The sequence below is a fragment of the Epilithonimonas sp. genome (assembly GCF_036780765.1).
Classification (GTDB): Bacteria; Bacteroidota; Bacteroidia; order Flavobacteriales; family Weeksellaceae; genus Epilithonimonas.
The window spans coordinates 130,353-156,174 of the sequence record NZ_DAIQCG010000003.1; the positions used below are offsets into that span (position 1 = coordinate 130,353).

The 25,822-nt window shown below is 34.4% G+C and carries 24 protein-coding genes and 5 tRNA genes; 4 read left to right on the forward strand and 25 right to left on the reverse strand.

What is annotated here, in order from left to right; genetic code table 11:
- Position 1: 1 nt before the first annotated feature.
- From V7P73_RS07085 to V7P73_RS07135, 11 genes are all read right to left on the reverse strand, one after another.
- The gene (locus V7P73_RS07085; protein WP_333852228.1) at positions 2–562 is read right to left on the reverse strand and encodes a hypothetical protein; all 561 of its coding nucleotides are present in this window, start codon (positions 560–562) and stop codon (positions 2–4) included.
- A 5-nt stretch (positions 563–567) separates the two neighbouring features.
- Positions 568–4,065 carry a lectin-like domain-containing protein gene (locus tag V7P73_RS07090; RefSeq protein WP_333852230.1) on the reverse strand — a complete coding sequence of 1,166 codons (3,498 nt, stop codon included), beginning with the start codon at positions 4,063–4,065 and terminating at the stop codon, positions 568–570.
- A 112-nt stretch (positions 4,066–4,177) separates the two neighbouring features.
- Positions 4,178–4,840: a hypothetical protein gene (locus tag V7P73_RS07095; RefSeq protein ID WP_333852232.1), complete on the reverse strand. Its 663-nt coding sequence runs from the start codon at positions 4,838–4,840 to the stop codon at positions 4,178–4,180.
- A gap of 116 nt (positions 4,841–4,956) precedes the next feature.
- Positions 4,957–5,325, reverse strand: coding sequence for a 50S ribosomal protein L7/L12 (gene rplL, locus V7P73_RS07100; protein ID WP_333852234.1), 369 nt, complete (start codon positions 5,323–5,325; stop codon positions 4,957–4,959).
- 47 nt (positions 5,326–5,372) lie between these two features.
- On the reverse strand, positions 5,373–5,969 hold the full coding sequence (gene rplJ, locus V7P73_RS07105; protein WP_312823398.1) for a 50S ribosomal protein L10: 597 nt from the start codon (positions 5,967–5,969) through the stop codon (positions 5,373–5,375).
- A gap of 17 nt (positions 5,970–5,986) precedes the next feature.
- Positions 5,987–6,679, reverse strand: coding sequence for a 50S ribosomal protein L1 (gene rplA, locus V7P73_RS07110; protein WP_116031730.1), 693 nt, complete (start codon positions 6,677–6,679; stop codon positions 5,987–5,989).
- A gap of 11 nt (positions 6,680–6,690) precedes the next feature.
- Positions 6,691–7,134, reverse strand: coding sequence for a 50S ribosomal protein L11 (gene rplK / locus V7P73_RS07115; protein WP_116031731.1), 444 nt, complete (start codon positions 7,132–7,134; stop codon positions 6,691–6,693).
- A gap of 219 nt (positions 7,135–7,353) precedes the next feature.
- Complete coding sequence (locus tag V7P73_RS07120; protein WP_333852237.1) at positions 7,354–8,418, reverse strand: alpha/beta hydrolase-fold protein; 1,065 nt, start codon at positions 8,416–8,418, stop codon at positions 7,354–7,356.
- Positions 8,419–8,430: 12 nt separating this feature from the next.
- Complete coding sequence (locus tag V7P73_RS07125; protein ID WP_333852239.1) at positions 8,431–11,070, reverse strand: TonB-dependent receptor domain-containing protein; 2,640 nt, start codon at positions 11,068–11,070, stop codon at positions 8,431–8,433.
- A gap of 19 nt (positions 11,071–11,089) precedes the next feature.
- A complete protein-coding gene (locus tag V7P73_RS07130) occupies positions 11,090–12,574 on the reverse strand; it encodes a trehalase family glycosidase (RefSeq protein ID WP_333852241.1) in 1,485 nt (494 codons plus the stop codon).
- 80 nt (positions 12,575–12,654) lie between these two features.
- A complete protein-coding gene (locus V7P73_RS07135) occupies positions 12,655–13,878 on the reverse strand; it encodes an MFS transporter (protein WP_333852243.1) in 1,224 nt (407 codons plus the stop codon).
- 109 nt (positions 13,879–13,987) lie between these two features.
- On the opposite strand from V7P73_RS07135, the gene V7P73_RS07140 reads away from it, so the two are divergent.
- Positions 13,988–14,836 (forward strand): AraC family transcriptional regulator, encoded by an 849-nt coding sequence (locus tag V7P73_RS07140; RefSeq protein WP_333852244.1) that lies wholly within the window; start codon positions 13,988–13,990, stop codon positions 14,834–14,836.
- 50 nt (positions 14,837–14,886) lie between these two features.
- On the opposite strand, the gene nusG is transcribed toward V7P73_RS07140, so the two are convergent.
- From nusG to V7P73_RS07210, 14 genes are all read right to left on the reverse strand, one after another.
- The gene (gene nusG, locus V7P73_RS07145) at positions 14,887–15,429 is read right to left on the reverse strand and encodes a transcription termination/antitermination protein NusG (protein WP_333852246.1); all 543 of its coding nucleotides are present in this window, start codon (positions 15,427–15,429) and stop codon (positions 14,887–14,889) included.
- An 18-nt stretch (positions 15,430–15,447) separates the two neighbouring features.
- A complete protein-coding gene (gene secE, locus V7P73_RS07150) occupies positions 15,448–15,654 on the reverse strand; it encodes a preprotein translocase subunit SecE (RefSeq protein WP_074236638.1) in 207 nt (68 codons plus the stop codon).
- Between the two features lie 13 nt (positions 15,655–15,667).
- Positions 15,668–15,738 (reverse strand) — tRNA-Trp (locus tag V7P73_RS07155).
- Between the two features lie 56 nt (positions 15,739–15,794).
- Positions 15,795–17,006: an elongation factor Tu gene (gene tuf / locus V7P73_RS07160; RefSeq protein WP_333852249.1), complete on the reverse strand. Its 1,212-nt coding sequence runs from the start codon at positions 17,004–17,006 to the stop codon at positions 15,795–15,797.
- 219 nt (positions 17,007–17,225) lie between these two features.
- Positions 17,226–17,297 (reverse strand) — tRNA-Thr (locus tag V7P73_RS07165).
- Between the two features lie 40 nt (positions 17,298–17,337).
- Positions 17,338–17,410: transfer RNA gene (locus tag V7P73_RS07170), tRNA-Gly, on the reverse strand.
- Positions 17,411–17,495: 85 nt separating this feature from the next.
- A tRNA-Tyr gene (locus V7P73_RS07175) sits at positions 17,496–17,576 on the reverse strand.
- An 18-nt stretch (positions 17,577–17,594) separates the two neighbouring features.
- Positions 17,595–17,668, reverse strand: a tRNA-Thr gene (locus V7P73_RS07180).
- Between the two features lie 268 nt (positions 17,669–17,936).
- Positions 17,937–18,227 (reverse strand): HPF/RaiA family ribosome-associated protein, encoded by a 291-nt coding sequence (locus V7P73_RS07185; RefSeq protein WP_333852251.1) that lies wholly within the window; start codon positions 18,225–18,227, stop codon positions 17,937–17,939.
- A 54-nt stretch (positions 18,228–18,281) separates the two neighbouring features.
- Complete coding sequence (locus V7P73_RS07190) at positions 18,282–19,166, reverse strand: tyrosine-type recombinase/integrase (protein WP_333852253.1); 885 nt, start codon at positions 19,164–19,166, stop codon at positions 18,282–18,284.
- A gap of 76 nt (positions 19,167–19,242) precedes the next feature.
- A complete protein-coding gene (gene rpsU / locus V7P73_RS07195) occupies positions 19,243–19,440 on the reverse strand; it encodes a 30S ribosomal protein S21 (protein ID WP_027384137.1) in 198 nt (65 codons plus the stop codon).
- A gap of 441 nt (positions 19,441–19,881) precedes the next feature.
- The gene (locus tag V7P73_RS07200; protein WP_333852256.1) at positions 19,882–20,865 is read right to left on the reverse strand and encodes a pyruvate dehydrogenase complex E1 component subunit beta; all 984 of its coding nucleotides are present in this window, start codon (positions 20,863–20,865) and stop codon (positions 19,882–19,884) included.
- 126 nt (positions 20,866–20,991) lie between these two features.
- Positions 20,992–21,408 (reverse strand): DUF2147 domain-containing protein, encoded by a 417-nt coding sequence (locus V7P73_RS07205; protein WP_333852258.1) that lies wholly within the window; start codon positions 21,406–21,408, stop codon positions 20,992–20,994.
- A gap of 162 nt (positions 21,409–21,570) precedes the next feature.
- Positions 21,571–23,490 (reverse strand): LTA synthase family protein, encoded by a 1,920-nt coding sequence (locus tag V7P73_RS07210; protein ID WP_333852260.1) that lies wholly within the window; start codon positions 23,488–23,490, stop codon positions 21,571–21,573.
- Between the two features lie 117 nt (positions 23,491–23,607).
- Between V7P73_RS07210 and V7P73_RS07215 the strand changes: the two genes are divergently transcribed.
- The 3 genes from V7P73_RS07215 to V7P73_RS07225 all read left to right on the forward strand — a co-directional run bounded on the left by V7P73_RS07215 (position 23,608) and on the right by V7P73_RS07225 (position 25,767).
- Entirely contained in the window at positions 23,608–24,306 is a 699-nt protein-coding gene (locus V7P73_RS07215) for a CDP-alcohol phosphatidyltransferase family protein (RefSeq protein WP_333852262.1), read from the forward strand.
- A gap of 71 nt (positions 24,307–24,377) precedes the next feature.
- A complete protein-coding gene (locus V7P73_RS07220; protein ID WP_333852264.1) occupies positions 24,378–25,142 on the forward strand; it encodes a 3'-5' exonuclease in 765 nt (254 codons plus the stop codon).
- A 16-nt stretch (positions 25,143–25,158) separates the two neighbouring features.
- The gene (locus V7P73_RS07225) at positions 25,159–25,767 is read left to right on the forward strand and encodes a fumarylacetoacetate hydrolase family protein (protein ID WP_333852266.1); all 609 of its coding nucleotides are present in this window, start codon (positions 25,159–25,161) and stop codon (positions 25,765–25,767) included.
- The last annotated feature ends 55 nt before the right edge of the window (positions 25,768–25,822 follow it).

A 25,822-nucleotide genomic window follows, 5' to 3' on the forward strand; every position in this document is an offset into this window, starting at 1 on the left:
CTTAAGGCTTGGTCCAGAAAGTCCATTCTCTACCGTTGTACAAAGCCAATTGCTGGGTTCCGGTTACATAGACCATCATTCCAGCTGCTGGATTGACGATATCTGTGTGAGAACTAACTCTCGGTAAAACCATCGCTTTATTCGCGTCTCCTAAGACCAAAATCCCAGAAGTTGTATCTGTAGCAGGCGTTCCACCAATCAAAGTTTTTGCTGTTGCATTCTCAGTATTAGTATCTGGAACGTTGGCTGTTGTTGGCGCATAGGCCCCAGCTGACAAATCTCCCCAGCTAGTCACAGCCGTTGCATTAGCTGTAACTGCAGTTCCAAATTTAACTTTTTGATCCGCACTATCAAAAATTATAGTTCCAGGAACAGCAGATGTAACTCCTGTGGCAGCCGTTACCCAAGGTAGTACAACTCCTCTCACGCCTCCAGTTGCATTTCCAAATTCTAAGGACACTGTGGCATTAGCAGCTGTATATGGGCTTGATTTTCCAATGGTAACTTGAGCAAAACTAAGGCTCGAAACTAAAATTATTAGAGATGTTATATATGTTTTCATCTTAATTATGGATTTGAATCATTACAAGTTTGTTTAGTATAACAGTTCCAAGATGTCCCGTCATAAATCTTAAGACAATTGACAGTTGTGTCATACACCATCATTCCTGCTACTCCAATAATAGAGGTCAATGCAGAAGTAGGAACTCTGTTGATAACGAAACCTTTTGTTTTCGCATCTAGCACTGTATATGCTCCGTTCACTCTAACTGGCCAATTACCAGTATTACCTCCAGCTCTAGCAAGAGCAGTAATACCGTGATTAGTAGGCAATGTTGTTCCTGTAGTAGTAGCAGGGCGGAAACACCGATCACAATCTGGATCTCTTACAAGACTATCTTGAGAACTTCCAAAATTTTGACCAATGTCAGCCGTTCCATCTGTATTATCAGAAATACCTGCTAAGTTGGATGGGTTTGTATTTGTATTCAAGTTACTTCCTGCAATATTCACCAATTGAGGAACTCCGTTAGCCCCCGTAGATGTACTAATGATTTGAGCCGGAGTACCCGTTGTTGTGCCATTATAAGTCACTTTAATTTGACCACGGTAAGGATAATTCGCATCTGTTGTAGGTAGAGATAATGAATGGATGTGAGTTCTTCTCACAAATTCTGACCCCTCCAACGCATCTGCACAACCATCATTATCTGAATCTACTTCTAAATGATTAGGCGTTCCGTCATTATCTGAATCCAGTTCAAGTGGTAAATCTGAACAGAAATTATTAAATCTTACTCTTTGATCATTAGTAGAATCTCCGGTAGATGCTGTATATCCAAAATAAACCTTGCTTACACCTCCAAAATAACTTGTAATCGGAGTGTTTTGAGGAAAAGTGTATGTACCTGCGTTGATACCATCTAAAGTAAATGATAAAGTTTTAGTAGCAAAGTTCCAATTCACAACAATATTATGATAGGCACCATCTTCAACATTTCCTAGATCCTTAGCAGTGGTTAACAAACCAGCACCACTCTGATTGTTAGCTACCCAAATCTGACCGTGGTCATTACCGATATCTCCAACCCCTGTACCGTTATCAAAAGTGTCAATCTCTAATACAATACCATTGGCAATTCCTTGTGCACCCATACCCAAACCAATAGCTCCAGTAGCATTGATGCCTTGAGGTGAGTTATGGAATACAGTTGCAATACCATCTGCGCCAGTTGCATCTTTTGTGCCAAAATACGCACTATATGAGACCGTAAAGCTTCTAGCAAAATCTACTTTACCATAACTCCAAGCATTACCGCTTTGACTACCTGCATCTGGAGTTAATCTTAATTCATTTGAACTGATTTGAGAAGTACTTCCGTTAAATTTAAAAATAGTAGTAACCGAAGAATTTGGCGCAAATCCTTTTTCAACACAATCCAAAATACCATCATTATCATCATCAAGATCAATATTATCTGGCAAACCATCACCATCTGTATCTATACATTGAATATTTAATAAAAGATTTTGAGAGTCTCCTATACCTTGTCCAACATTGCTTCCCGTATCTGCTGCTCCGCCAGGGTTCACAAGATTAGGAACTCCATAATTAACTCCAGGAGTAGAGCCTAGTCCACCAGTTGTTGTGGTATTGATACTTCCATTGGCATTCAATTGACCTGGAAGTACATTTTCACTACCTTCAATAGCATCAAAGCAAAGATCGTTATCAGAATCCAAATCCTGAGAGTTAGGAATCCCATCTCCATCTGTATCACAAATAGTTATAGGAACCACAACAATATTATCTATGCCAATATCATTACCATTGTTACCATTTGGCTGAAGGTTAACAATTTCTAAAACAACATTACTTGTTGAAGCAACAAAATTTAGGATTAATCTTCTCCAAACATCATCATTCGCCATTCCAATTTGACCCGAATTGGCTGATGCAAGAATGTTACCATTGGTGTCTTTTATAGCAAGCTGAAGATTTGGGATATCTGCAGTACCATTAGTAAGGCCAGCCATATCAATTCTGAAACGATATCTTGTTCCATTAGTAACTGGAAGTGTACGTCTGTAAATAGCTTGATTTAATAGGTTTGGACCTACATTAATCATAAGATAACGTCCGGTTGTAGAACCAGCGCCAATATTTGGATTACCAGCATCTAAATTACCCGTAAGATCTGTTTTGTTCCAAGTATCTGTTGCATCAGGAGAATTAGTAACCGCATAAAACCCATCATTAATAGTTCCAGTAGCTGTATATCCATGGCGTAATACATAAGGATCATTTGTCCTTGCACCAGTTCCAAAAGTTTCAGTCAAAATTGGTATTCCTTCTGTTGCACAAGCATCTTCTACAGTATCCAGAATCCCATCATTGTCATCATCTAAATCTTCTGAGTTACCAATACCGTCGCCATCTGTATCCTCGTCAACTAATACGTTGACACTACACGCAGTCGTACTACCATTTAAATTAACCTGAAGAGTTCTTACACCTGCAGCTCCACCACCATTATAAACTAAAGGAACTTGGATAGAAGTTGTTGAAGATGTAATATTGACAGTTGATGAACTATTAAAGTTTGTACCTATAATATTGATCGTATAAGTACCATCTGCGTATACGCTGTTAATTGGAATGTTTAAAAATTTTTGTCCATTACTAGCAACGTTTCTAACAAATGGCACACTAGAAGTTTGTGTAATTCCTCCGCAGGTAAATTGGAAAGGAACATAATATGGAACTGTTGCTAGATCTAAGTTTGACTGACCAGCAATTGAATACGTTGCAAATAAAGCTGAAGTTCCGTTAAAAATATTTATTCTGCGAACTTCAATCGTTGGTGTAGCTGTTGCAGTGGCAACATATACATAGCCTTGTAGGTATGCCATACCTTGGATAGATGTCAAAGCTGTTCCAGCAACACCAGTAATAGCTGGAGATGCTTTACTAGCTACACCTTCTGGCGTAATTTTATATAAATATCTAGCTGTAGGATTAGTTGCTGGGAAATTAATAAACATGTAGATATTATTTTGATAATCAAAAAAGGTATCCGTACCTACCGTCGCTCCATTTGTCCATTCTGCATCTCCTGTAACATTGATAGCAGCCCCAGAAGGATATATAGGATAAAGAGTTTTTGTCCCAGAGGAAAAACCGTAAGTTCTTCCTAAGTATGTACCCGGAACGTTGTTTGTTGCAATACCACCAATTGTAATACCAGTAGGCATCGTAGTCCCACTGATAGCCACTCCGTTTTTATAAATTGTAGCATTCGTAGCCGGATCCGTATTAGACTGCAAAAAAACAATACTATTGGAATTGCCACCTTGAACGTCATACCCCACCGCTAGGTTACTTGCATTTGCATTAGCTGCAGGGTTTCCTGGCACACCAGGAGTAATTATTGGAGATGGTAAAGCAATTGCAGTCGCAGCATTTGCCGGCGCTGTTGTTATATCATAAATACGTCCTGTTTGAGCAGAAGACAAATAAAGCTTATCAGCTGCTGCTTGAGAGAATAACAAACTATTAGCCAATAGAAATACTACTACTGTAAAAAGTAGATTTAATTTTTTCATAAAAAATTGATTATTGAAAATAAAATTCCTTTGAGAAAAAGAATTTCCCAAGAAATAAGAATGTAAAAATTTAATGATTAATTAAATCAGAGGGAGGAGGCCTCACAGAAAAACTAGAAACGTTTACCTGTAATTTCGAATTGTCATTTTTATAAAAACAATTGGTATAATGTAAGAATTCTAATGATACATTTTCTGAGCTAACAGAAGATATCAAAAAATATTTGGAATACTGATAATCATTACTAGGAGGAAGATATGAACCTCTTACAGAGCCGACACCTGCAAGAAATTGACTATCTGTATAACCAACAGAAATATGAAGATCAATTTTCTTTTTAGGAAGATCTACTTTCTTATTCTCTTTTAATTTTTTAGCAGCCAACAAATCAACCTTTTCATTAATTCTAGGTTGTGGTTTCTTAGTTGGTTTATCAGAGTACTTAGCAACAATCTTTAATTCGTTATCGTTGATTTTAACAATTTCAGAATATTGCTGTATAGATTTACTTTTGGAAATCTGCTCATTAAAAGAAGCATCTTTGGAATATATTACCGCATCTCCAACAGTAATAATTAGTCCAGAAGAAACAGGTTCTTGTATCTGAGTTTCCTGAGCAGCAAGAGAATTTAGAAAAAGAAATAAAAGTATAACAGAAAATTGCCAGAATTTAGGTAATAAATTGGCATAATCTTTTACATTCGCAAAGGAAGGTAATAAATTTTTTTTCACTTTGCAAAATTAGTAAAATTAATTACTTATTAACGAAATATATTTAAACTTAACATAAGCATAAAAAAAGCGGTAAGTCTAGGACTTACCGCTTTATAATATTATTGAGTAAATGATTACTTCAATTCTACTTCAGCACCAGCTTCTTCTAATTGCTTTTTCAAAGCTTCAGCTTCGTCTTTAGAAACACCTTGCTTCAATGGAGCAGGAGCACCATCTACGATGTCTTTAGCTTCTTTAAGACCAGCACCAGTTAAATCTTTTACCAATTTAACAACAGCTAATTTAGAAGCACCAGCTGATTTAAGAATTACATCGAATTCTGTTTTTTCTTCAGCAGCTTCACCTGCACCACCTGCAGCAACTACTACTGCAGCAGCAGCTGGCTCAATTCCGTACTCATCCTTAAGGATAGCAGCTAATTCGTTTACGTCTTTTACTGTTAAGTTTACTAGCGTTTCAGCTAAATTTTTTAAATCTGACATTGTTGTAATGTTTTTTGTTGATTATTTATCTATTTTTTTGAGTGTAATTATTCAGCAGCTGGCGTTTCGTCAGTGCTTTCTGCAGCAGGAGCTTCTGGAGCAGCCTCAGCAGGAGTTTCTTCTACTGCAGGAGCAGCAACTTCTTCAGTTGTAGCTTCTCCAGCTTCAGATTTGTTTTGAAGAGCAGAAACAACTCTTTGGATTGGAGATTGAAGTAATCCGATTATTTCACCGATCATTTCTTCTCTAGACTTGATGCTTACTAATGCGTCAAGGTTCTCATCACCAACATAGAAAGTTTCTTGAACGAAAGCTGATTTAAGAGCTGGCTTCTCTTCTTTCTTTCTGAAATCTTTGATCAATTTTGCTGGAGCGTTAGCCGTTTCAGCAATCATAATCGCAGAGTTTCCTTTGAAAGTTTCGAACATCTCAGAGTAATCTACACCTTCGATTTGTTCCATTGCTTTTTGAAGCAATGTGTTCTTCACAACTTTTACTTTGATATTTTGTTTGAAAGCTTGTCTTCTGAAATCAGAAGATTTAGAAGCATTCAATCCTTCAAGATCTGCTACATAAACTACTTTTGCATCCTGAAGCAAGTCTTTGATCTCTTGTATCGCTACAACTTTTTGGTCTTTTGTCATTGTCTTAAGGATTATAATTAGTTAACAGATTTAGTATCAATTGCAATTCCAGGACTCATTGTAGAAGAGATGAAAATACTCTTAACATAAGTACCTTTAGCAGCAGTTGGCTTCAACTTAATCAAAGTAGAGATCAATTCTTGAGCATTTTCTTTGATTTTAGCAGCATCGAAAGATACTTTACCAATGCCTGCGTGGATAATACCGTATTTATCTACTTTGAAATCGATTTTACCAGCTTTTACTTCAGCTACAGCTTTACCAATTTCCATAGTTACAGTACCAGATTTAGGGTTTGGCATAAGACCTCTTGGTCCTAAAACTCTACCTAATGGTCCTAATTTACCCATTACAGCTGGCATAGTAACGATAACGTCAACATCTGTCCAACCTTCTTTAATTTTTTGCAAATACTCATCAAGACCTACATAGTCAGCACCTGCTTCTTTAGCTTCTGCTTCTTTATCTGGAGTTACCAAAGCTAAAACTTTGATATCTTTACCAGTACCGTGAGGAAGAGATACAACACCTCTTACCATTTGGTTTGCTTTTCTTGGATCTACACCTAATCTAACAGCGATATCTACAGACGCGTCAAACTTTGCGAAATTTACTTCTTTTACCAAAGCAGATGCTTCGTCAAGATTGTAAATTTTGTTTTTTTCTACTTTACTTAAAGCTTCTTTTTGCTTTTTTGTCAATTTTGCCATTTCTTTAAGTTTTAAGCGTTAGTTGGTTTAGCTCCTGTTACTCTCAATCCCATAGATCTAGCAGTACCAGCTACCATAGAAATTGCAGGTTCAACAGAGAAACAGTTAAGATCTCCCATTTTGTCCTCAGCAATTTTCTGAACTTGAGCCCAAGATACAGCACCTACTTTGTTTCTGTTAGGTTCTCCAGATCCACTCTTCAGTTTTGCAGCTTCCAATAATTGGATTGCAACTGGAGGTGTTTTGATGATGAATTCAAAAGATTTGTCTTCATACACCGTAATAACAACTGGCAAAACTTGACCAGGCTTATCCTGAGTTCTACCGTTGAATTGTTTACAAAACTCCATGATGTTCACACCCGCAGAACCCAAAGCTGGACCTACTGGTGGAGAAGGGTTAGCAGCGCCACCTTTCACCTGAAGTTTTACCATTTTAAAGACTTTTTTAGCCATTTTAATGTTTGATTAAATTAATAAATAATGAATGTGGAAGCATTTATTATTCAACATAAGCAACCTGCATAGAAAGTATACCTATATTTCGGTTTGCAAAAGTATTAATTATATTTGAATTTACAAACCAAAATTAAATATTTTTTTTCAAATTAATAAAAAATAAGTGGTTGTATCATAGTGCGATACAACCACTCAAAAAATTTGATTTAGTTAATTTCATTTTTGCCAAAGCAGAAAATTATACAAACTTCTACGCCAGGTTAACCATTCGTGATATGTTTCTGGAGATATGTAAGATTTGAATGGAATCTTTCTCTCCCTGAATTCTTTTTCTAAAATAGTTTTAAAATTAATAAAACGCTCATTATCAAGACTTCCAATACTTAAGAAAAATTTTTGTTTACTTAAATTCTCTGTTTTTATTTTAGCAAACTTATCTTCTACTACATTACTGTATAGTACAGGACTAAACACCCCAACTTTTGAAAACACTTCTGGATGATCTGTCCCAATTTTGAAAGCTTGATAGCTTCCTTTTGATAAACCCGCGATGCTTTTTTTTGAAAGAAAAAATTCTTTTTCTAATTCTGGTAAAACTTGATTTATCAATTCTTTTTCTATTAATGTAATCTCAGACAAAGTCTCATCTTCTAAATTTTTGTAAGAAATCTCGCTCTTAACATCACCATTTAACATCAAAACAATCAAAGGTTTTATTTTTTTCTCGGAGATAAGATTGTCCAAGACATTTTGAATTTTCCCTTGTTTTACCCAACCAGAAGCATCTTCTCCTGCGCCATGATACAAAACCAATAACGGGTATCTTTTCTTAATCGAAAAACCAAAAGGCTTGTAAAGAAAATATTTTTCTTCAGAGGTTTTATGAATTGTCCGTTTTTCTATTAATCCTTTTTGATTGGTTTTTGGCTCAAAAAAAGTTTCATTAGAATTAATTTCGAAGGCATTAACATCTTGATTGTAACCAAAATAAGTCTCCTCTTTGGGTAACAAATACTTTTTACCATTTATCAAAATCCAAAAGTAATGGAAGCCAATTGGCATTGGAGGCGTTTCTACAGTCCAATACCCAAGGTTGTTTTTTGATATTTTGTAATCTGAATTAGCAAAAAAATCAGGACCTTGCAACTTTATATTTACCGAGTCTTTCAATAAGGTATTAATATGCAGTTTATTTTCAGAATCAACTTCAATTAATCTTTGAGCATTGCTATTCTGAAAAGCAATCATTAATAAAACAACTAATAATATTCTCTTTTTCACAATCCAAAAATACTATAGTTTATAAACAACCGTCAAAAAATATGATCTCGGTGGGTTGGCAACTGTAAAATATGGCGAATTATTTGCGACAGCAGCTTGGTATAATTCTGGAGTAAAAGAATCCAAAGTACCTCTTTGTTCTGCATAGGAACCAGGACGAAGCCAACTCATCACTGCATATTTGTCAAATAAATTATTCACATTAAATGAAGCAGAAATACTCTCTGAGAAATTGTATCCTAAAGCAAAATCAAACAAAGAAAAAGATGGTAGTTTGAAAGCATTTCTGTTGTTGGCTTGTCTTTCTCCCATATAATTCCAAGTTAAAAATGTATAGAACTTATTTTTAGAATACATTGGTGTGATGTTAAAAAATGCTCTAGGTGTTGCGGATGTTTCATTTCCACTAAAATCTCCTTTGATATCATCTTGCGGACCTGCTGCATTGGTAATCCAGAATGTTCCGTTTGTAATTTTGGATTTTTGAAGTGTTGCTACTGCTCTGATGCTAAAATTATCAATTGGACGAACGGTGGTTTCTATTTCTACTCCCAAAGTTTTAAAATCATTGTATAGAGTTGGCAGCGCGTAGAAACTTCCGTCTGGCATATTAGCAAAACCACTTGCAGGAACGTTTTTCAAAACACTATAGAATGGTGTTACAAATAGATCAAATGCGTTATATTTGGCTTTTATACCAGCTTCTATTTGATCTGTAGTTCTTTTTTGAGGATCCAAAAACTGGATAGTTGTGACACGGTTTGTAGCAAAATAAACATCCAAATCTGGTGCTTTGTTTCCGTGAGAATACCTTCCGTAAACAGCCAAATTGGTATTAATCCTATAATTAAGTGCTGCAGAATAAGCAAAAGTTTCTAGAGTACGGTTATAATCTACGGTTTGTGCATAATCCAAAATAGTATTATCATATAAAGTATAAGGATTGTTGTCTAAACCAGAAGCAACTTTCAGATAAGTTCTTGTATTATGCCCCTTTACATTTCCGTTTTCATAACGCACACCCCAATCTAGAGTTAATGCTGGTGTAATATCCCAAGTATGACCAAAGAAACCTGCCAGTTGACGTTGCTTAGCATAAAAACCTAGCAAAACACCATTGTTCCCGGGAAACTGAGCCACTCCATTTGGATTGGTAATCTGATAATTCCCTCCTAAACCATTGATACTCCCATTGAAATCTACTGTTAAAATACGAGGCTGGGGCTCCAATGTTGTAAATGATACACCTCCACCACCGGAAACTCTCGCAGCATCAGAATATCCAAAATAACCACCTAAAGAAAAACTCATATTTCTCCATTTTTTGTTAATTGTGAATTGTTCTAGTAATTCCTCTACCCTATTTTCATAAAGATTCAAAGGAGTTACAAAAACAGAGTTGGCGCCCAACGACTGATTGGTTAAATTATTTTGATTAACAGAATAGATAGGCATTGTGCCAGTATTTGGAGCTGCTGCATTTACACTCAACATTGTTTGCCCTGTTATCAAATCTCTAAAATTATATGTCCCAAATCCAGTTGCTCCAACCAAATTATAAAGTGCGGTAGATGTTGCAGAAATAATAGATGTAGAACTGGATGTATTATAAATAACATCATTATTAGAATAACGTATTTTATTATCCAGAGTCCAACCTTCTCCCAATTTGTGATCCCAATTCATACCTATCGAGCGGTATTTGCTATTAACCAAGTTACTAGAATTATAATTGAGCGTTCCACCTTCTACAAAATTTTGCTGAGTGTATTGCACCTCCGGAAGCAAAACCGAAGAACTATTATTGAAGCCTTCTGCTACTTTTGGATCCGTAAAACCTCTAGTTGGCAAAGACATAGAGTATCCGTTTTTATCATTCAAATATTTTAAATAGACTTTTACAGAACCTCTATTATACTTCTTTACAATATTCATCTTAATTTGGCCTCCATTATTTAGCGCATAATCTCCAGGATTTCTTGCACCCTCATCATACCGATAGAAACCACCAATATTATAGAACCAATTATTGCCCAAAGGACCACCAAAATTAATATCCGTTCTATACAATCCACTGGTATTAGCACCTTGGAAACCTGTTCTAAATCTTACTTCTCCAGCAAATTTATTACCTCCTGTTTTTGAAATATAATTGAATATCCCACCAGGCGCATTAGCTGTAGTGATAGATGATGAACCTCCACGTACAGCGTCTAATTGATCTATTGTGGCATCTGCACGGAGAAAAAAATCTGGCCCATAATTAAAATAAGTTGTATTAGTAATAGGCAAACCATCTTCTTGCATTGAAACATACTCATAACCAAAACTTCCGTCTTGTGTTCCTATTGTAATTCCGCGAGAAGCAATAGAGTTACGGATTTCACCATTCGAAGAATTTACATAAACTCCTGGTACGTTTTTCAACAAATCTGCTGCGCTGTTGGGTGTTTGTTTTTCTATGAAATCTTTTTTAAGAACGCTGATCGCAATTGGAGAATTCATTTTCAATCTTTTATCAAAAACTCCAGTTACAACTACTTCGTCTATATTATTAGATTTTAGAGAATCGTTCTCGGTCTGTTGCCCATAAACATTTTGAAAGTATACCGAAGCAATGCCTACCATCAAAAAATACGCTTTTCTTTTCATATCTTATAGTTATTTAAAGTTAATTGTTTATTTTCAAATAAACTCCATTAGTCCATCCAAACCCATCTTGATTTGGATATTCTCCTCCACCTGCAATAGTTTTCACATCCACTGCATTATACTTTTCCATCAGTTTTCCTACATTATTATATACTCTCTCAACATTTTTACTCCAATTAGTTTTTATTTCATCTGCCACATCATCAAAGCCATATTTTTTCATCGCGGTATAACCTATCCATTGGTTAGGCGCCCAAGCATTAGGAAAATCCCATTGTTCTCCTGTTTGTTTTGTAGTTGTCACCAGACCACCTGGATGCAAGAACTTTTTGGAAACCCAATATTTCATATCTAAAGCTTGTTGCATATTGGAAAAACCCAGAAATAATGGATAGAGGGAAGCAATATGCTCTGATGATGTCTGTTCATTTTTTAAGAAGTTGAAGTCTCTGTAAATTTTTGATTCTTTATCCCAAAAATATTTTTCAATATTTGATAGACGTTGATCTGCTAATGATTGGTATTTTTTTTCTAAAGTCAAATTTTCTTTAATACGAGAAGCCTTTGCAAGTGTATTTTCAAGATTCCAAAGAAGAGAGTTGAGATCTATTTGTGCCAATTCTAGGGTATTGATGGTTTTAATACTCTCACCATCTGCGAACCATCTACTAGAAAAATCCCATCCAGACTCACAAGCTGCTCTTATATTTCTATAAAATTCTCGATTCTCGGAATTTTTAAAATCTTTAACATCTATCAAATAACTTTCTGGGCGAGGGAGATTTTCATCATCGTAATATCGATTAAGAATATCGCCATCATTAGTTTTTAAAACCCTTTTATAAGATTGCCCAAATTCTAAATTTTCTTCCCCACTCATCCAAAACTGATATTCTTTCTCCAATGTTTCGAAATACTGTAAGTAGATTTTTTCATCATTTGTACTTTCATAAATCAAATCCAACATCAAAGAAAAATAGGGTGGCTGTGAACGAGTTAAGAAATAACTCCTGCTTGCATTTGGAACAAATCCATAATTCATTATCAGGTAAGAGCAATTCTCCACGATATTTTTCATCATTTCGATATTTCCGGAAACCTGCAATCCAAGCATCACAAAATAACTGTCCCAATAAAAAAACTCAATGAATCTTCCCCCAGGAACAATATATGGCTTCGGAAGCCCCAAGAGTGTCCCTTTTTCTTCATAAGCTGTTTTTGTAAGCTGGTTCCAAAGCTTCTTAATATGTTCTTTGATAGGTAATTTGTTTGCAGAAATCTCATTCCCTTTTTCTGATAATTTCTCTAAAAAGAAATTTCGTAAGACAAAATCTTTCAAATCAAAATCAATATGATTTTTTTCTTCTTCATACTTCGTCTCGATTTCAGCAATTGGAAATAAGGGAATCGCATCGACCATTGTTTTTTGGTCTTCGAAAATCTCAGCTTGTTGAACAGCTTCAAACAGATTGTAAAAATCTTTTATATCGATATAATTTTTCATTTGTATATATTTAATTTTCAAAGGTCAAATGGAACACTCATATCATTTTTTCTTCGAAAGAATTTTTGAATGCCTGTGTTTCATTTCTTGCCAAGTTGTTTGTTCATCATTATCACAAAAATCAGTAATAGTGACAATGGAATGAATGAGAGATAAAATGCTTGTTGTCCACTAGTTTCTTGAAATACAAATCCTGTTATCATCGAGCCAAGCGTTCCTCCAATTGCAGAGAAAACGACTATAAGACCAGACATAGAACTTTGCAGATATTTTGGGATTGATGCAAGAATTACAGAATTGATACTTGGATAAATGGGAGCGAGAAAAATACCCATCATCGGAAAAATATAAACCGCTAAAGGCGCATTGAACCAAGTTACATTTTCATCCAAGTGAATATTATGAGTTAATGGTAAAACCAAAAATATACTTAGTGCAAAACAGATAACGCAAAAAGAAACAACGTATATCCATTTATACTTTCTTGAGAAAAATCCCGAAAGAAATCTTCCCAAAGCAAATGCTCCAGCTAAAACAGCTCCAGCTTGAACCGCCATACTTGTCGGAAGATGAAGAATCTCTTTATAGAAAGTGGGTGTCCAAGTTTGGAAACTCTGTTCTACCAAAACAAATAAAAAGGCACAAATGACAAAGAATAAAACACTTCTTAATTTGAACAAACTAATGCTATTTTTAATATCACCTTTCAAACTTGTATTTTCAATTTTGGCCTCACTTTCATCCAGCTTGGAAAAAGTCAGAATCACAAATGAGACAACGGATATCGTTCCCAAAACCCAATAGGTATTGAGCCAGCTTCTTGATTGTGGATTTTTATCATCTATGAAAATACTAAAGAGAACATTCCCCACCAACACGCCTATCATAAAGAATCCTTCCAAAAATCCCATAATGCTAGAATGCTCTTTATCATTTTCAGAAATAAGCCCAATGGAAGTGAAAACCGATATTTTGATAAGCGCAAAGGAAACTCCTACAACACAAAACAAACATTTAAAATACCAAAAAGCATTCGTAAAAGGCATAAGAAAACACATTATACTTACAAGAGCCAATGCGATCAACATAGATTTTTTCAATCCAATCTTGGGAAGAAATGATGCAATCAGAAAAGAACAGATTGCAATTGGTAAATCTTTGAAGCCTTCCAGAATACTAGCTTCGGATTTCGAAATTCCAAAATTTTGTTGAACTTGAAGAATAACTGTTCCCACCGAATTCAAAAGAATGGCAAAAAGGAAATAGTTCAGGAAAAGGATTACTTTGATATTTAAGTTTCTCATCGATTACAAAATTATCTAGAAACTGTTTACATTAATTTAACACTATAAATCATTAGTGACACTGCATTAATATAAAATAGTATATTTATCAAAATTATTAATTAATCAAATGAGAGTAAGTTATGAAAATGTTAAGCCAGATGAAAATTCGTCTTTTCGTACGTTACATATGAATTTTCCTGTGAAGGAATTTCGTTGGGAATATCATTATCATCCCGAACTAGAATTGGTTTGCGTGCTTTCTGGAAGTGGAACACGGCACGTTGGTTATCACAAAAGTAGTTTTCGTGATGGAGACTTGGTTTTGATTGGTTCTAATATTCCACACTCAGGATTTGGTCTTAATTCATCCGATCCACATGAAGAGATCGTTATACAGTTTCGAGAAGAAATCATCCAATTTTCAAAAGATATAGTTGAATTAACAAATCTAAGAAAGATGTTGTCTGTGGCAAAATTCGGAGTCTTGTTTAGTAGCTCAACAAAAAAAAGAATACTTCCGAAATTACAAGAGATACTCAAAACAAAAAACAATAAAAGATATCTATTATTGCTTAAGCTTTTGGTAGAACTTTCAGATGAAAAAGATTATGTATTATTGAATAAAGAAGTGATGCCACACACGATTATTTCCAAAAATAGAGAAAGGTTACAATCAATATTTACGTTTGTAGAAAAGAACTATCAGAAAGAGATTGACATCAATGAAATTGCTGCAATTGTAAATCTTACTTTGCCATCATTTTGCAACTTTTTCAAAAAAACAATGAAAATCACTTTTACAGATTTTCTCAATCAATACAGAATTGAAAAAGCATGTCATCATATTCTACAAGGTAAAAGTGTATCAGAAAGCTGTTATAGTACGGGATATAATAATATTTCTTATTTCAATAGAGCTTTCAAAAAATATGTTGGCAAAACACCTACTGAATTTAATAACGAGATGATAAAATAGAAAAACACCTAAGAAAATTCTTAGGTGTTTTATATATTTTGTAAAAGTAATTATACTTTTTCTACTTGCATAAAGCTCAATTCCATTGGTGTCTTTCTTCCGAAAATCAGAACCGAAACTTCGATTTTCTTTTTGTCTTCAAGAATCCTTTCAATAGTTCCATTGAAACCGTTGAAAGGACCATCGATTACCTTAACATTTTCTCCAACAATGAAAGGAATCTCGACATCTGTAGCAAATTCTGAAAGCTCATCCATTCTTCCAAGCATTCTGTTAACCTCAGATTTTCTCATAGGAACAGGCTCACCTCCTTTTGTAAGGCTCAAGAAAGAAATAACCCCTGGGATGTTTTTTATCACGTGAGGAACCTCTCCTACCAAATCAGCTTCTACCATAAGGTAACCAGGATAATAAGGTTTCTCTTTTGGAACTTTTTTTCCATTTCTAATCTGGATAACTTTTTCCATAGGAATTACAACTTGAGTAACATAAGCATCCATCCCTAAACGTTGGATTTCGTTCTCAATATAATTCTTAACTTTATTTTCCTGTCCGCTAATAGCTTTCAGCACATACCATTTCGATTCGCTCATGAGGAAAGTAATTTTGAATTAGTTAAATAGATTAATAAACGTCGCAATAAAATTCTTAATAGTCACACTAAACAAAGAATCTACTCCAAATGTAAATAAAGCAAGGATAACAGTAGTCACTGCTACAACAATTGTAGAAGACTGCAGGTCTGGCCATTTTGGCCACTCTACTTTATCTTTAAATTCTGTATAAGAACCTTTTAAAAAATTAACTAATGAGCTCATTATTTTATTTTTGCACGGGCACTAGGATTCGAACCCAGATCAACGGTGTTGGAGACCGGTATCCTACCATTGGACGATGCCCGTAGATTAAAAAGTTCCGCAAGATTTCCTTGCGGAAGCTTTATATTATTCTAAGACGATTAGTCTAGGATTTCAGTAACCTGACCTGAACCAACTGTTCTACCACCTTCTCTGATCGCAAATCTAAGACCTACGTTAAGAGCGATTGGTTGTAACAATTCTACAGTGATCTCTAAGTTATCACCAGGCATTACCATTTCCACTCCTTCTGGCAAGAAGATCTCACCTGTAACGTCTGTAGTTCTAACGTAGAACTGAGGACGGTATTTGTTGTGGAATGGAGTGTGACGTCCACCTTCTTCTTTAGAAAGGATATAAACAGAAGCTTTGAATTTTTTGTGTGGCTTCACAGAATCTTTCTTAGCGATAACCATACCTCTCTTGATGTCAGTTTTTTCAATACCTCTCAACAATAGACCTACGTTATCTCCAGCTTCACCTCTATCAAGGATTTTTCTGAACATCTCAACTCCTGTAATAGTAGAAGTCAATTTCTCATCACCCATACCAACGATATCAACTGGATCTCCAGTGTTGATAACACCAGCCTCGATTCTACCAGTTGCTACAGTACCTCTACCTGTAATAGAGAATACGTCTTCGATTGGCATCAAGAAAGGCTTATCAGTATCTCTTGGTGGTTGCTCGATCCACTCATCAACAGCGTTCATTAATTCTTCAACAGATTTGAACCATTTATCTTCTGTATCAACTGTAGCAGCAGTAGCAGCAGTAAGAGCTCCTAATGCAGAACCTTGGATTACTGGAGAGTTATCACCATCGAAATCATAAGTAGACAATAAGTCTCTCAATTCCATTTCAACAAGCTCTAACAATTCTGGATCATCCACCATATCTACTTTGTTCATGAAAACAACAATTCTAGGTACGTTTACCTGACGGCAAAGTAGGATGTGTTCTCTAGTTTGAGGCATAGGTCCGTCTGTAGCAGCACATACAACGATAGCACCGTCCATCTGAGCAGCACCCGTTACCATGTTCTTTACATAATCCGCGTGACCTGGGCAGTCAACGTGAGCGTAGTGTCTTTTTTCAGTTTCGTACTCGATGTGAGCAGTATTGATAGTAATACCTCTTTCTTTTTCTTCAGGAGCAGAGTCAATTGCAGAGAAGTCTTTTTTCTCAGCAAGACCTTTGCTAGCTAATACAGCAGAAATAGCAGCTGTAAGAGTAGTTTTACCATGGTCAACGTGACCAATAGTACCAATGTTCAAGTGTGGTTTTGAACGATTAAACGTTTCCTTTGCCATGATTTTAATATTTAATTTATTTAATATTGTTTTTTTCGGTCTGCAAATATAATGAATTTTTGAATATCAAAAATTATTTTGAATAAAAAATAATAATATGATTTTCAATTTAAAATAACTTAAAACAATCCATCAGCTACACTCCTCAGTCGGAACGCAAATTTACATTAAAAAACATAAAAAACCATTCCAAAAAAATCCTAAAAAAAGAATCTTCTGAGCCAACTACGGGATTTGAACCCGTGACCTCTTCCTTACCAAGGAAGCACTCTACCCCTGAGCTAAGTCGGCTTAAAAAAAAATCACATTCCCGAGGGTTTGTGATTTTTTGAGCGAAAGACGGGGGTCGAACCCGCGACATTCAGCTTGGAAGGCTGACGCTCTACCAACTGAGCTACTTTCGCAATTTTTGTTTTCTAAATTGTTGGTAAAGGTGTGCAAATCTAAAAATAAATTTTGAATTATGCAACTAAAATAAATTATAAAAAGTGGGGAGAGCAGGATTCGAACCTACGTAGCCGAAGCAGCTGAGTTACAGTCAGCCCCATTTGACCGCTCTGGTATCTCCCCAGTAATTTTTATAAATTGAGCCTCCAGAGGGATTCGAACCCACGACCCCGAGATTACAAATCACGTGCTCTGGCCAACTGAGCTATGGAGGCATTTATATTTTAAAATAAAGATCGTTAATCTTGCATTTTGGTTACTTCCTTTTTGCGAGAGCAAATATGATGATTTTTTTTTGAATCTTGCAAATATTTTTTTAAAAATATTTTTCTGACATCTTTTAAACTTTATAGTTTATAAAAAGTAGGCTTCAAATTAAAGATCATATTTCTGCGCTGCGGATGTTTCCGTTTTGCGAGTGCAAATATGAGACTCTTTTTTGAAACCTACAAGTCTTTTTTTACAAAAAAACGCATTTTTTTTCTAAGCTAATTCTTTTTTCTTGATTAGCAGTTTCTTAGCAGTTTCTACAGAATCGTCTAAACTCTCCTCAAAACTAGCGCACGTCTTCTTTACGACTATATCATTACCCGGAATTTTCACAACAAGCTCCGTGGTTTTATTTTCTTTTTCTGATGTATTTTCTACTTTAAGGTAAACCGCAGCTTCTACAATTTTGTCATAAAAAGTTTCAAGCTTGGCTAATTTTTTCTCAATTCTTTCTTTTAATGGTTCGTGAGGTGTTACACCTACAGTCTGAATTGTAATCTTCATAACGTCTGATTTTAATGGTTAAACAATTAAATAGTAAATTTTACTCCATATCGTTTATTTATTCTTAGTTTCTCTTGGATGTGCATTTTTATAAACTTCTTTCAGCTTTTCTATATTCGCACTGGTATAAACTTGTGTACTAGCTAAACTGGCGTGTCCTAATATTTTTTGAACCTTAGATATTTCTGCACCTTGGTTTAAAACGTGGGTAGCAAAAGTATGTCTGAGAATATGCGGACTCCTTTTCTGCTTAGAAGTAACTACACTAAAGTACTTATTAACGACCAAATACACAAACTTTTCACCCAGTTTTTTTCCATTTTTATTAACAAAAAAATAATGCTCATTTTCAGAATTGGCTTTACGAATATTGAGATATAATTGAAAATCTGCAAGCAAATCATCCGCGATAGGGATTACCCTAGCTTTGTTTCCTTTACCAATAACCAATATTTCTTTTTTTGAGAAATCTACATTTTCCATCAATAGACCACACAACTCAGCTTTTCTAATTCCTGTTTGATATAATGTTTCTATAATCAATTTATCAAGAAGGGTCATATTGCCCTTCTCCTCTACTTCTGTTTTTATTTGATCCATTTCTACTACAGAGAAAGGAATTCTTTTTTCTGCGTAGAATTTGAGAGAATCGATAGTCTCCATCGGAGAAACCTTTATCTCTTCCAAACGAAGCATAAAGACATAGAAACTACGCAAAGATGAAAGCTTTCTATTGATACTTCTTTTACTCAATCCAGAGTTACTCAACTCTACAATAAAGTTTTTAATCACTTTCTTATGAACGTGAACAATATCTTCTAAAGCCTCTGTCTTCAAAACAAAGGCTGAAAAATCTGACAAATCTTTTTTGTAGTTGGTCAACGTATGTGGAGAATATCTTTTTTCTACTGTTATGTAATCTAGAAATCTTTCTATCATAGGTCTATAAATGCAAAATCACTTCCAAATATAGAAATTCGGAAGTGATTTTTATTATGTTTTGCTAAAAAAGAACTTAAGCTTGTTCTTCTTTGCTCAAGTTTCTTTGTTTGTGAGCTGCTTTAAGTTTAGCTTGTCTCAAAGTTACAGAAGGCTTAATAAATTGTTGTCTAGATCTAAGTTCTCTTACAACTCTAGTTTTATCAAATTTTCTTTTGTACTTTTTTAAAGCTCTATCGATAGACTCTCCGTCTTTTACTGGTATTATTAACATAATTTACATCTCATTTTGAGGTGCAAAAATAGGAATAATTTATTAACCTACAAATTTTTATGGTTTTATTTTGAGAAATAATTTGAGATTTACTTTCAATATAAATTTAAAACGCAAAGTACGTAAAGATTTTTTTTGATATTATTGAAAATATTTTTAAGGTTCGCAAAGACGCTTGCGCTCAGCAAAGACATAAATTAAAAGGAAGTTTGTCATTCCGTAGGAATCTAAACCGATGAGATTCCTGTGGAATGACAAAATTGTATTTTTTTGTAGAATGTTGAATTTGGATGACAAATCCCATAGCCCCGATTGTAGTGGAAATCCTTTTGCTTTTTTTCACCTATGAAAAAGCAAAAGATTGCAACGGAAAGCGGGAAATAGCTCCTAAAAATATTTACCAATAAAAAACTCCCGAATAAATCCGGGAGTTAGTTTGTTTTATGCTTTGATGTACAATGCGTTTTTGATTTCTTCTTTCACCTTGTCCACTTTAGGGAACCATTCTGCAAATAATGGTGCTGAATATGGTGCCGAAGCATCTGGTGTAGTGATTCTCTTGATTGGCGCATCCAAATAGTCAAATGCTTTTTGTTGAACCATGTAAGTAATCTCCGTAGAAATAGAAGCGAATGGCCAAGATTCTTCCAAAATTACCAATCTGTTGGTTTTCTTCACAGACTCAAGAATTGTATCGTAATCCAAAGGACGGATTGTTCTAAGGTCGATAACTTCTACAGAAATCCCTTCTTTTTCCAAATCTTCTGCAGCTTGTAAAGCTACTTTCATAATTTTACCGAAAGAAACCAAAGTCACATCTTTTCCTTCTTTCTTGATATCTGCTTTTCCGATTGGGATGTAATATTCTTCTTCCGGAATTTCCATTTTGTCTCCATACATCTGCTCAGACTCCATAAAAATAACTGGGTCGTTATCCTGGATTGCAGATTTCAAAAGTCCCTTCGCATCGTAAGGATTGGAAGGAACGATTACTTTAAGACCTGGGCAGTTTGCATACCAGCTTTCGAAAGCCTGAGAGTGCGTTGCTCCCAATTGTCCTGCAGATCCTGTTGGACCACGGAAAACAATTGGACAGTTCCATTGTCCACCGCTCATCTGATAAATTTTTGCAGCGTTGTTGATAATCTGGTCAATCGCTACCAACGAGAAGTTGAAAGTCATATATTCTACGATTGGACGATTCCCATTCATTGCGGCTCCTACAGAAATACCCGTAAAACCAAGCTCTGCAATTGGTGCATCGATGATTCTTTTTGCACCAAACTCATCTAACATTCCTTTGGATGCTTTGTAAGCTCCATTATATTCTGCAACTTCTTCTCCTACAAGAAAAATGGATTCGTCTTTACGCATTTCTTCGCTCATAGCTTGAGCAATTACTTCACGAAATGTATGTTCTTTCATTTGATATAAAGATTATGAAAATGTTCTTTGTTTAAAATTTCGAACTACAAAAGTATTAATTTTTTTATTATCTGCATAACAAAAAAGGCTCCCAAATGGGAGCCTGCGATTTATCATAATTTTCAGTTAGTCTGCTTTGTGCCAAGTTTGAGTTTTAACCGCAATTCCTAGAATGATTGCTTTTACTTTTAGCAAGTCGCCTTCTCTAACAATTTCTGTTTTGTAAGATTTTCCGTCTTTAGGATTGGTGATTGTTCCTCCAGAGAATTCGTTGCCGTCTTTTGAAAGTCCGCGGATGATTTCCAGACCAATCAAAGGTTTGTTCTTGCGGTCGTCTTTACATTTTACGCAGCTGTTGTTCTCTGGTTTTATAAGTAACTGAACAATTTTACCGTAATATTTGCCATCTGATTTTTTCCAAATTTCTACAATGGATTTTGGCTTTCCTGTTTCGTCATCGATGGTTTTCCATTTTCCTTCGATTTGAGCAAATGATAGAACTCCGATAAATGATAAGGTAAATGCTAAAATTAACTTTTTCATTGTCTTTATTTTTAAGTTGTTTGTTGTTTGATTATTTTAAATTATTAACGTTAAATTAATATTGATAAAAATATAAATTAATTTTAAACAAACAAGAATTATTTGCTATCCGAAGCATAAATAAAGCCTTTTGGAAGAATTTTCAAAACTTAAACAATGATGCTATCTCAGTTTTCTGTTAATTACTCTATCCATATAATCCTGATACCAAGCTTTAGTTTTTTCAATCCCGAGTTTTTGTTCAGCATTCAAATTATTTTTAATAAGATTTTTTGATAATGCTAAATCTGTTTTATCGTAAATCCCAGTTACCTCTTTTCCATTGAAAGTATAAATGTAATTTCCAATAATCAATTGCTCTTGAATCGAATCTGAATTTACAATCATATAATCTTCATTTTTATCAGAAACCAAACTTCTTCCCCAACTTCTGATTTTTTTATTGTAACCTAATAAATCTGCCAATGTTGGATAAATATCCATTTGTTGTGCAAATCTATCATCCACTCCTTTCAAATTATATTTTGAATTGGGAGAGAAAAATAACAACGGAATTGCAAATCGGTTCATTGCTTTTTGATATTCCGGATAGTAAGTTTGATTAGTATGATCTGCTGTTATCACAAAAATCGTATTCTGATACCAAGGTTGTTTACTCGCTGTTTCAAAGAATTTTTTCAAAGCATAATCTGTGTACTGAATCGGAATATGAATTTGCAATGGTCCAGATTTGAATTTATTCTGATATTTCTCCGGAACTTTAAACGGATCGTGAGAAGACGCAGAAAATAATGTTGACATAAATGGTTGCTTCTTTCCGATATTCTTTGCAAAATATTGAAAAAACGGTTCATCCCAAATCGCCCAGATTCCATCAAAATCATTATCATTATTATATTCGGTTTTTCCGAAATAATGTTTGAAGCCTAAAATATTTCCAAATCCCTGAAATCCCATTGATCCATTTGGCGCACCGTGATAAAAGCTTGTATCATAACCCATATCATTACAAACCGAAACAATAGATTGGATTTTTTGATTAGAATATGGTGAACTCGTAAAAGCATCCGTCAAACTCGGAATTCCTGCTAAAACTGAACTCATCCCGTGGATAGATTGTCTTCCGTTGGCAAAAGCATTAGTAAAAATCAAGCTCTTAGTAGCCAGACTATCAAAAAATGGCGTGTAAGAAACAAAATCTTTAATATTTGTATTTCTATTAAAAGCACCGGAATATTCTTTTCCAAAACTTTCTATAATGAAAATGACTACGTTTGGTTTTGGTTCCGCCTCACGATTATATAATTTGTAAGGTTGTATTTCTTTATCAATAAACTTCTCATCAACAAAATGAACCAATTTAAAATTATTGGTATTCAATGTTCTGAAAAAAGAGAAAACGCTGTTCAGAACAAGATTGCCCTGTAACGGATTGCTGACTTGTTTATTGGCATCCACCAAATTAATTGGTCTTGTAGAATGTTTAAAATCACCACGGATTCCTCCAACAACCAATGTTGCTGTAATGCATAAAATAACAATTGACGAAATAAAATAAGAAACCAACTGTTTCGGCTTTTCTTCATTGACTTTCACTTTTTTGTAAAGGAAAATCCAGATGAAAATGATGACGATAAACCAAATAAAAACAAATGGATGTTGTAACAATGCATTCCAAAAAATCCGGCCAAGATTATTTTCATTCTTACCAACTTCTATTGCTGCAGAAGTCAATCTTGCCTGACTGAATCTATAATAAATAATATCTCCGAAATTAAAAGAATAGGTAATCCCATTTGTGATAAAATACCAATAGAACAAAAATTTCTGATAGCTTTTCTTTGTATTGATGGTAATTGGAATAATACTTAATAAGATAAAAACCGCATTCACATAAAGAATTGCAGTTGTATCAAACGCAGTTCCATAATATGACAGTTTAAAATATTCTGATATCCCTTCAACTTTTATCAAATCTTTGTTGAAAACCCAAAACAAAAGTCTCGCAATCTGATAAAAGAAAAAAACCAAAAAAAGTCTGTAAATCAAGGCAAAAAATTCTTGCCATCTCAAATTCTTCATTTTGCAAAATTACGAAAAGATGGAAGCCAAAAGTTTGAAGATGGAAGTTTTTCTATGGGCATTAAAAACTTCCATCTTCCGTCATCCATCCTCCAACTATTTTCCTATTTTTGTGATATGAATTTCATAAAAAATAACCTCGCCAACGCATTTACTTTAGGGAATCTTTTTTCTGGTTGCGTTGGGATTGTTCATTTATTTTCCGGCGATTATCAGACGACGGCAATTTGCATTATTATTTCCTTAGTCCTTGATTTTTTCGATGGTTTTATTGCGAGAGCAATGAATTCCAGCAGTAATCTTGGAGGACAACTTGATTCTTTGGCAGATATGGTGAGTTTTGGTTTTTTGCCAGGATTTACATTGTTTATAGCTTTTGTTGGAAATCAATACATCGATTTTCCTTGGTATTATTATTTAGGTTTTCTCGTTACACTTTTCTCTTGTCTTAGATTAGCAATTTTCAATTTGGATGATGACCAAAAATATTATTTCAAAGGACTGAATACGCCAAGCAATACGATTTTGATTTTTGGATTATTTTATGCTTACAAAGAATCCGGAAATTTTAGTTTTCTTTTTGAGAACGAAATTTATTTATTGATTTTCACCGTTATTTCTTCTTGGTTACTGGTTTCACCAATCAAAATGATTGCAATGAAATTCAAATCAAAACAACTGAAAGACAACTATCCAAAACTAGCTTTATTGATTGGTGGAATTTTGATTTTACTAATTTTTAAAACCGTCGGAATTCCGTTAATCATTATCTATTATATTTTGATTTCACTGATATTCCAAAAACAACTTAAATAATTATAAATGATGAATTATCAATTCTAAAAATCATTCATAATTCATAACTAATAACTCATAATTACAAACAAATGAACTTAAAATTATATAAACCGCTTTGTGTTTTCGATTTGGAAACAACGGGAACCAATGTTGGAAAAGACAGAATTGTAGAAATCTGTATTCTGAAAGTCAATCCAGATGCTTCCCGAGAAAGTAAAACTTGGAAAGTGAATCCAGAAATGCCAATCCCAAAAGAATCTTCGGCAATCCACGGAATTTATGATGCTGATGTTGCAGAAGCGCCAACTTTTAAAGACATTGCGCCTAAAATTATGGAAATGATTTCCGGAACAGATTTAGGAGGTTTCAATTCCAATCGTTTTGATGTGCCTCTTTTAGCAGAAGAATTGTTGCGTGCAGGTTTGGATTTCGATTTGAGTAAATTTAAATTGATTGATGCTCAAACGATTTATCACAAAATGGAACCTAGAAATCTTTCTGCTGCTTACAATTTTTACTGTCAAAAAACTTTGGAAAATGCCCATTCTGCAGAAGCAGATGTCTTGGCAACTTTTGAAGTTTTGGATGCGCAAGTTGGTCATTATGAAGATTTGCCAAATGAAGTTGCCGGTTTAAGCGATTTTTCTTTCCATAACAGATTTGCAGATTTAGCAGGAATGATTCATTTCAATGAAAAAGAACAAGAGATTTTTGCCTTTGGAAAATATAAAGGTCAAGTGGTGAAAGAAGTTTTCCAAAAAGATTTGGGCTATTACGGTTGGCTTCAGAGTGCCGATTTTCCACTTTACACTAAAAAGATTTTCACGAAAATTCAATTGAAGTCTAAGTTTTAAAATTAAATTTAAACCAATGAAAATAATCTGCATAGGAAGAAATTACGGCGAACACGCCAAAGAATTAGGAAACGAAATTCCTGAAGACCCAGTAATTTTTATGAAGCCTGATACTGCAATCCTGAAAAAAGGTTCTGATTTTTATATCCCAGAATTTTCTGATGATGTTCATTATGAGTTGGAAGTGGTTTTGAAAATCTCAAAAGGCGGAAAATACATCCAAAAAGAAAATGCCGGAAAACATTTTGAAGAAATAGGTCTTGGTATTGATTTTACAGCACGAGATTTACAGTCAAAACTGAAAGGAAAAGGCTTGCCTTGGGAACTGGCGAAAGGTTTTGATGGTTCTGCTGTTGTCTCGGATTTTATATCAAAAGAAAATTATGATTTGCAGAGTCTAAATTTCTCATTAACCAAAAACAATGAAAAAGTTCAGGACGGAAATACCCGCGAAATGATTTTCAGTTTTGATGATATTATTGCTTTTGCATCGCAATATTTCACTTTAAGAGTTGGTGATTTGATTTTTACAGGAACTCCAAAAGGTGTTGGGAAAGTTTCTGAGAATGATATTCTGGAAGCTTATTTGGAAAAAGAAAAATTATTTTCACTTAAGATTCAGTAGATAAATATCAGTTGTTCTATTATATTAATGGCTAAATATTTGCTTTAAACAAACT

What these genes read in the sequence shown, in the direction of transcription:
- V7P73_RS07085 (WP_333852228.1), bottom strand. Translation starts at nt 562, where the DNA reads ATGAAAACATATATAACATCTCTAATAATTTTAGTTTCGAGCCTTAGT.
- rplL (WP_333852234.1), bottom strand. Translation starts at nt 5,325, where the DNA reads ATGTCAGATTTAAAAAATTTAGCTGAAACGCTAGTAAACTTAACAGTA.
- rplJ (WP_312823398.1), bottom strand. Translation starts at nt 5,969, where the DNA reads ATGACAAAAGACCAAAAAGTTGTAGCGATACAAGAGATCAAAGACTTG.
- rplA (WP_116031730.1), bottom strand. Translation starts at nt 6,679, where the DNA reads ATGGCAAAATTGACAAAAAAGCAAAAAGAAGCTTTAAGTAAAGTAGAA.
- rplK (WP_116031731.1), bottom strand. Translation starts at nt 7,134, where the DNA reads ATGGCTAAAAAAGTCTTTAAAATGGTAAAACTTCAGGTGAAAGGTGGC.
- V7P73_RS07125 (WP_333852239.1), bottom strand. Translation starts at nt 11,070, where the DNA reads ATGAAAAGAAAAGCGTATTTTTTGATGGTAGGCATTGCTTCGGTATAC.
- V7P73_RS07130 (WP_333852241.1), bottom strand. Translation starts at nt 12,574, where the DNA reads ATGAAAAATTATATCGATATAAAAGATTTTTACAATCTGTTTGAAGCT.
- V7P73_RS07135 (WP_333852243.1), bottom strand. Translation starts at nt 13,878, where the DNA reads ATGAGAAACTTAAATATCAAAGTAATCCTTTTCCTGAACTATTTCCTT.
- V7P73_RS07140 (WP_333852244.1), top strand. Translation starts at nt 13,988, where the DNA reads ATGAGAGTAAGTTATGAAAATGTTAAGCCAGATGAAAATTCGTCTTTT.
- nusG (WP_333852246.1), bottom strand. Translation starts at nt 15,429, where the DNA reads ATGAGCGAATCGAAATGGTATGTGCTGAAAGCTATTAGCGGACAGGAA.
- secE (WP_074236638.1), bottom strand. Translation starts at nt 15,654, where the DNA reads ATGAGCTCATTAGTTAATTTTTTAAAAGGTTCTTATACAGAATTTAAA.
- tuf (WP_333852249.1), bottom strand. Translation starts at nt 17,006, where the DNA reads ATGGCAAAGGAAACGTTTAATCGTTCAAAACCACACTTGAACATTGGT.
- V7P73_RS07185 (WP_333852251.1), bottom strand. Translation starts at nt 18,227, where the DNA reads ATGAAGATTACAATTCAGACTGTAGGTGTAACACCTCACGAACCATTA.
- V7P73_RS07190 (WP_333852253.1), bottom strand. Translation starts at nt 19,166, where the DNA reads ATGATAGAAAGATTTCTAGATTACATAACAGTAGAAAAAAGATATTCT.
- rpsU (WP_027384137.1), bottom strand. Translation starts at nt 19,440, where the DNA reads ATGTTAATAATACCAGTAAAAGACGGAGAGTCTATCGATAGAGCTTTA.
- V7P73_RS07200 (WP_333852256.1), bottom strand. Translation starts at nt 20,865, where the DNA reads ATGAAAGAACATACATTTCGTGAAGTAATTGCTCAAGCTATGAGCGAA.
- V7P73_RS07205 (WP_333852258.1), bottom strand. Translation starts at nt 21,408, where the DNA reads ATGAAAAAGTTAATTTTAGCATTTACCTTATCATTTATCGGAGTTCTA.
- V7P73_RS07210 (WP_333852260.1), bottom strand. Translation starts at nt 23,490, where the DNA reads ATGAAGAATTTGAGATGGCAAGAATTTTTTGCCTTGATTTACAGACTT.
- V7P73_RS07215 (WP_333852262.1), top strand. Translation starts at nt 23,608, where the DNA reads ATGAATTTCATAAAAAATAACCTCGCCAACGCATTTACTTTAGGGAAT.
- V7P73_RS07220 (WP_333852264.1), top strand. Translation starts at nt 24,378, where the DNA reads ATGAACTTAAAATTATATAAACCGCTTTGTGTTTTCGATTTGGAAACA.
- V7P73_RS07225 (WP_333852266.1), top strand. Translation starts at nt 25,159, where the DNA reads ATGAAAATAATCTGCATAGGAAGAAATTACGGCGAACACGCCAAAGAA.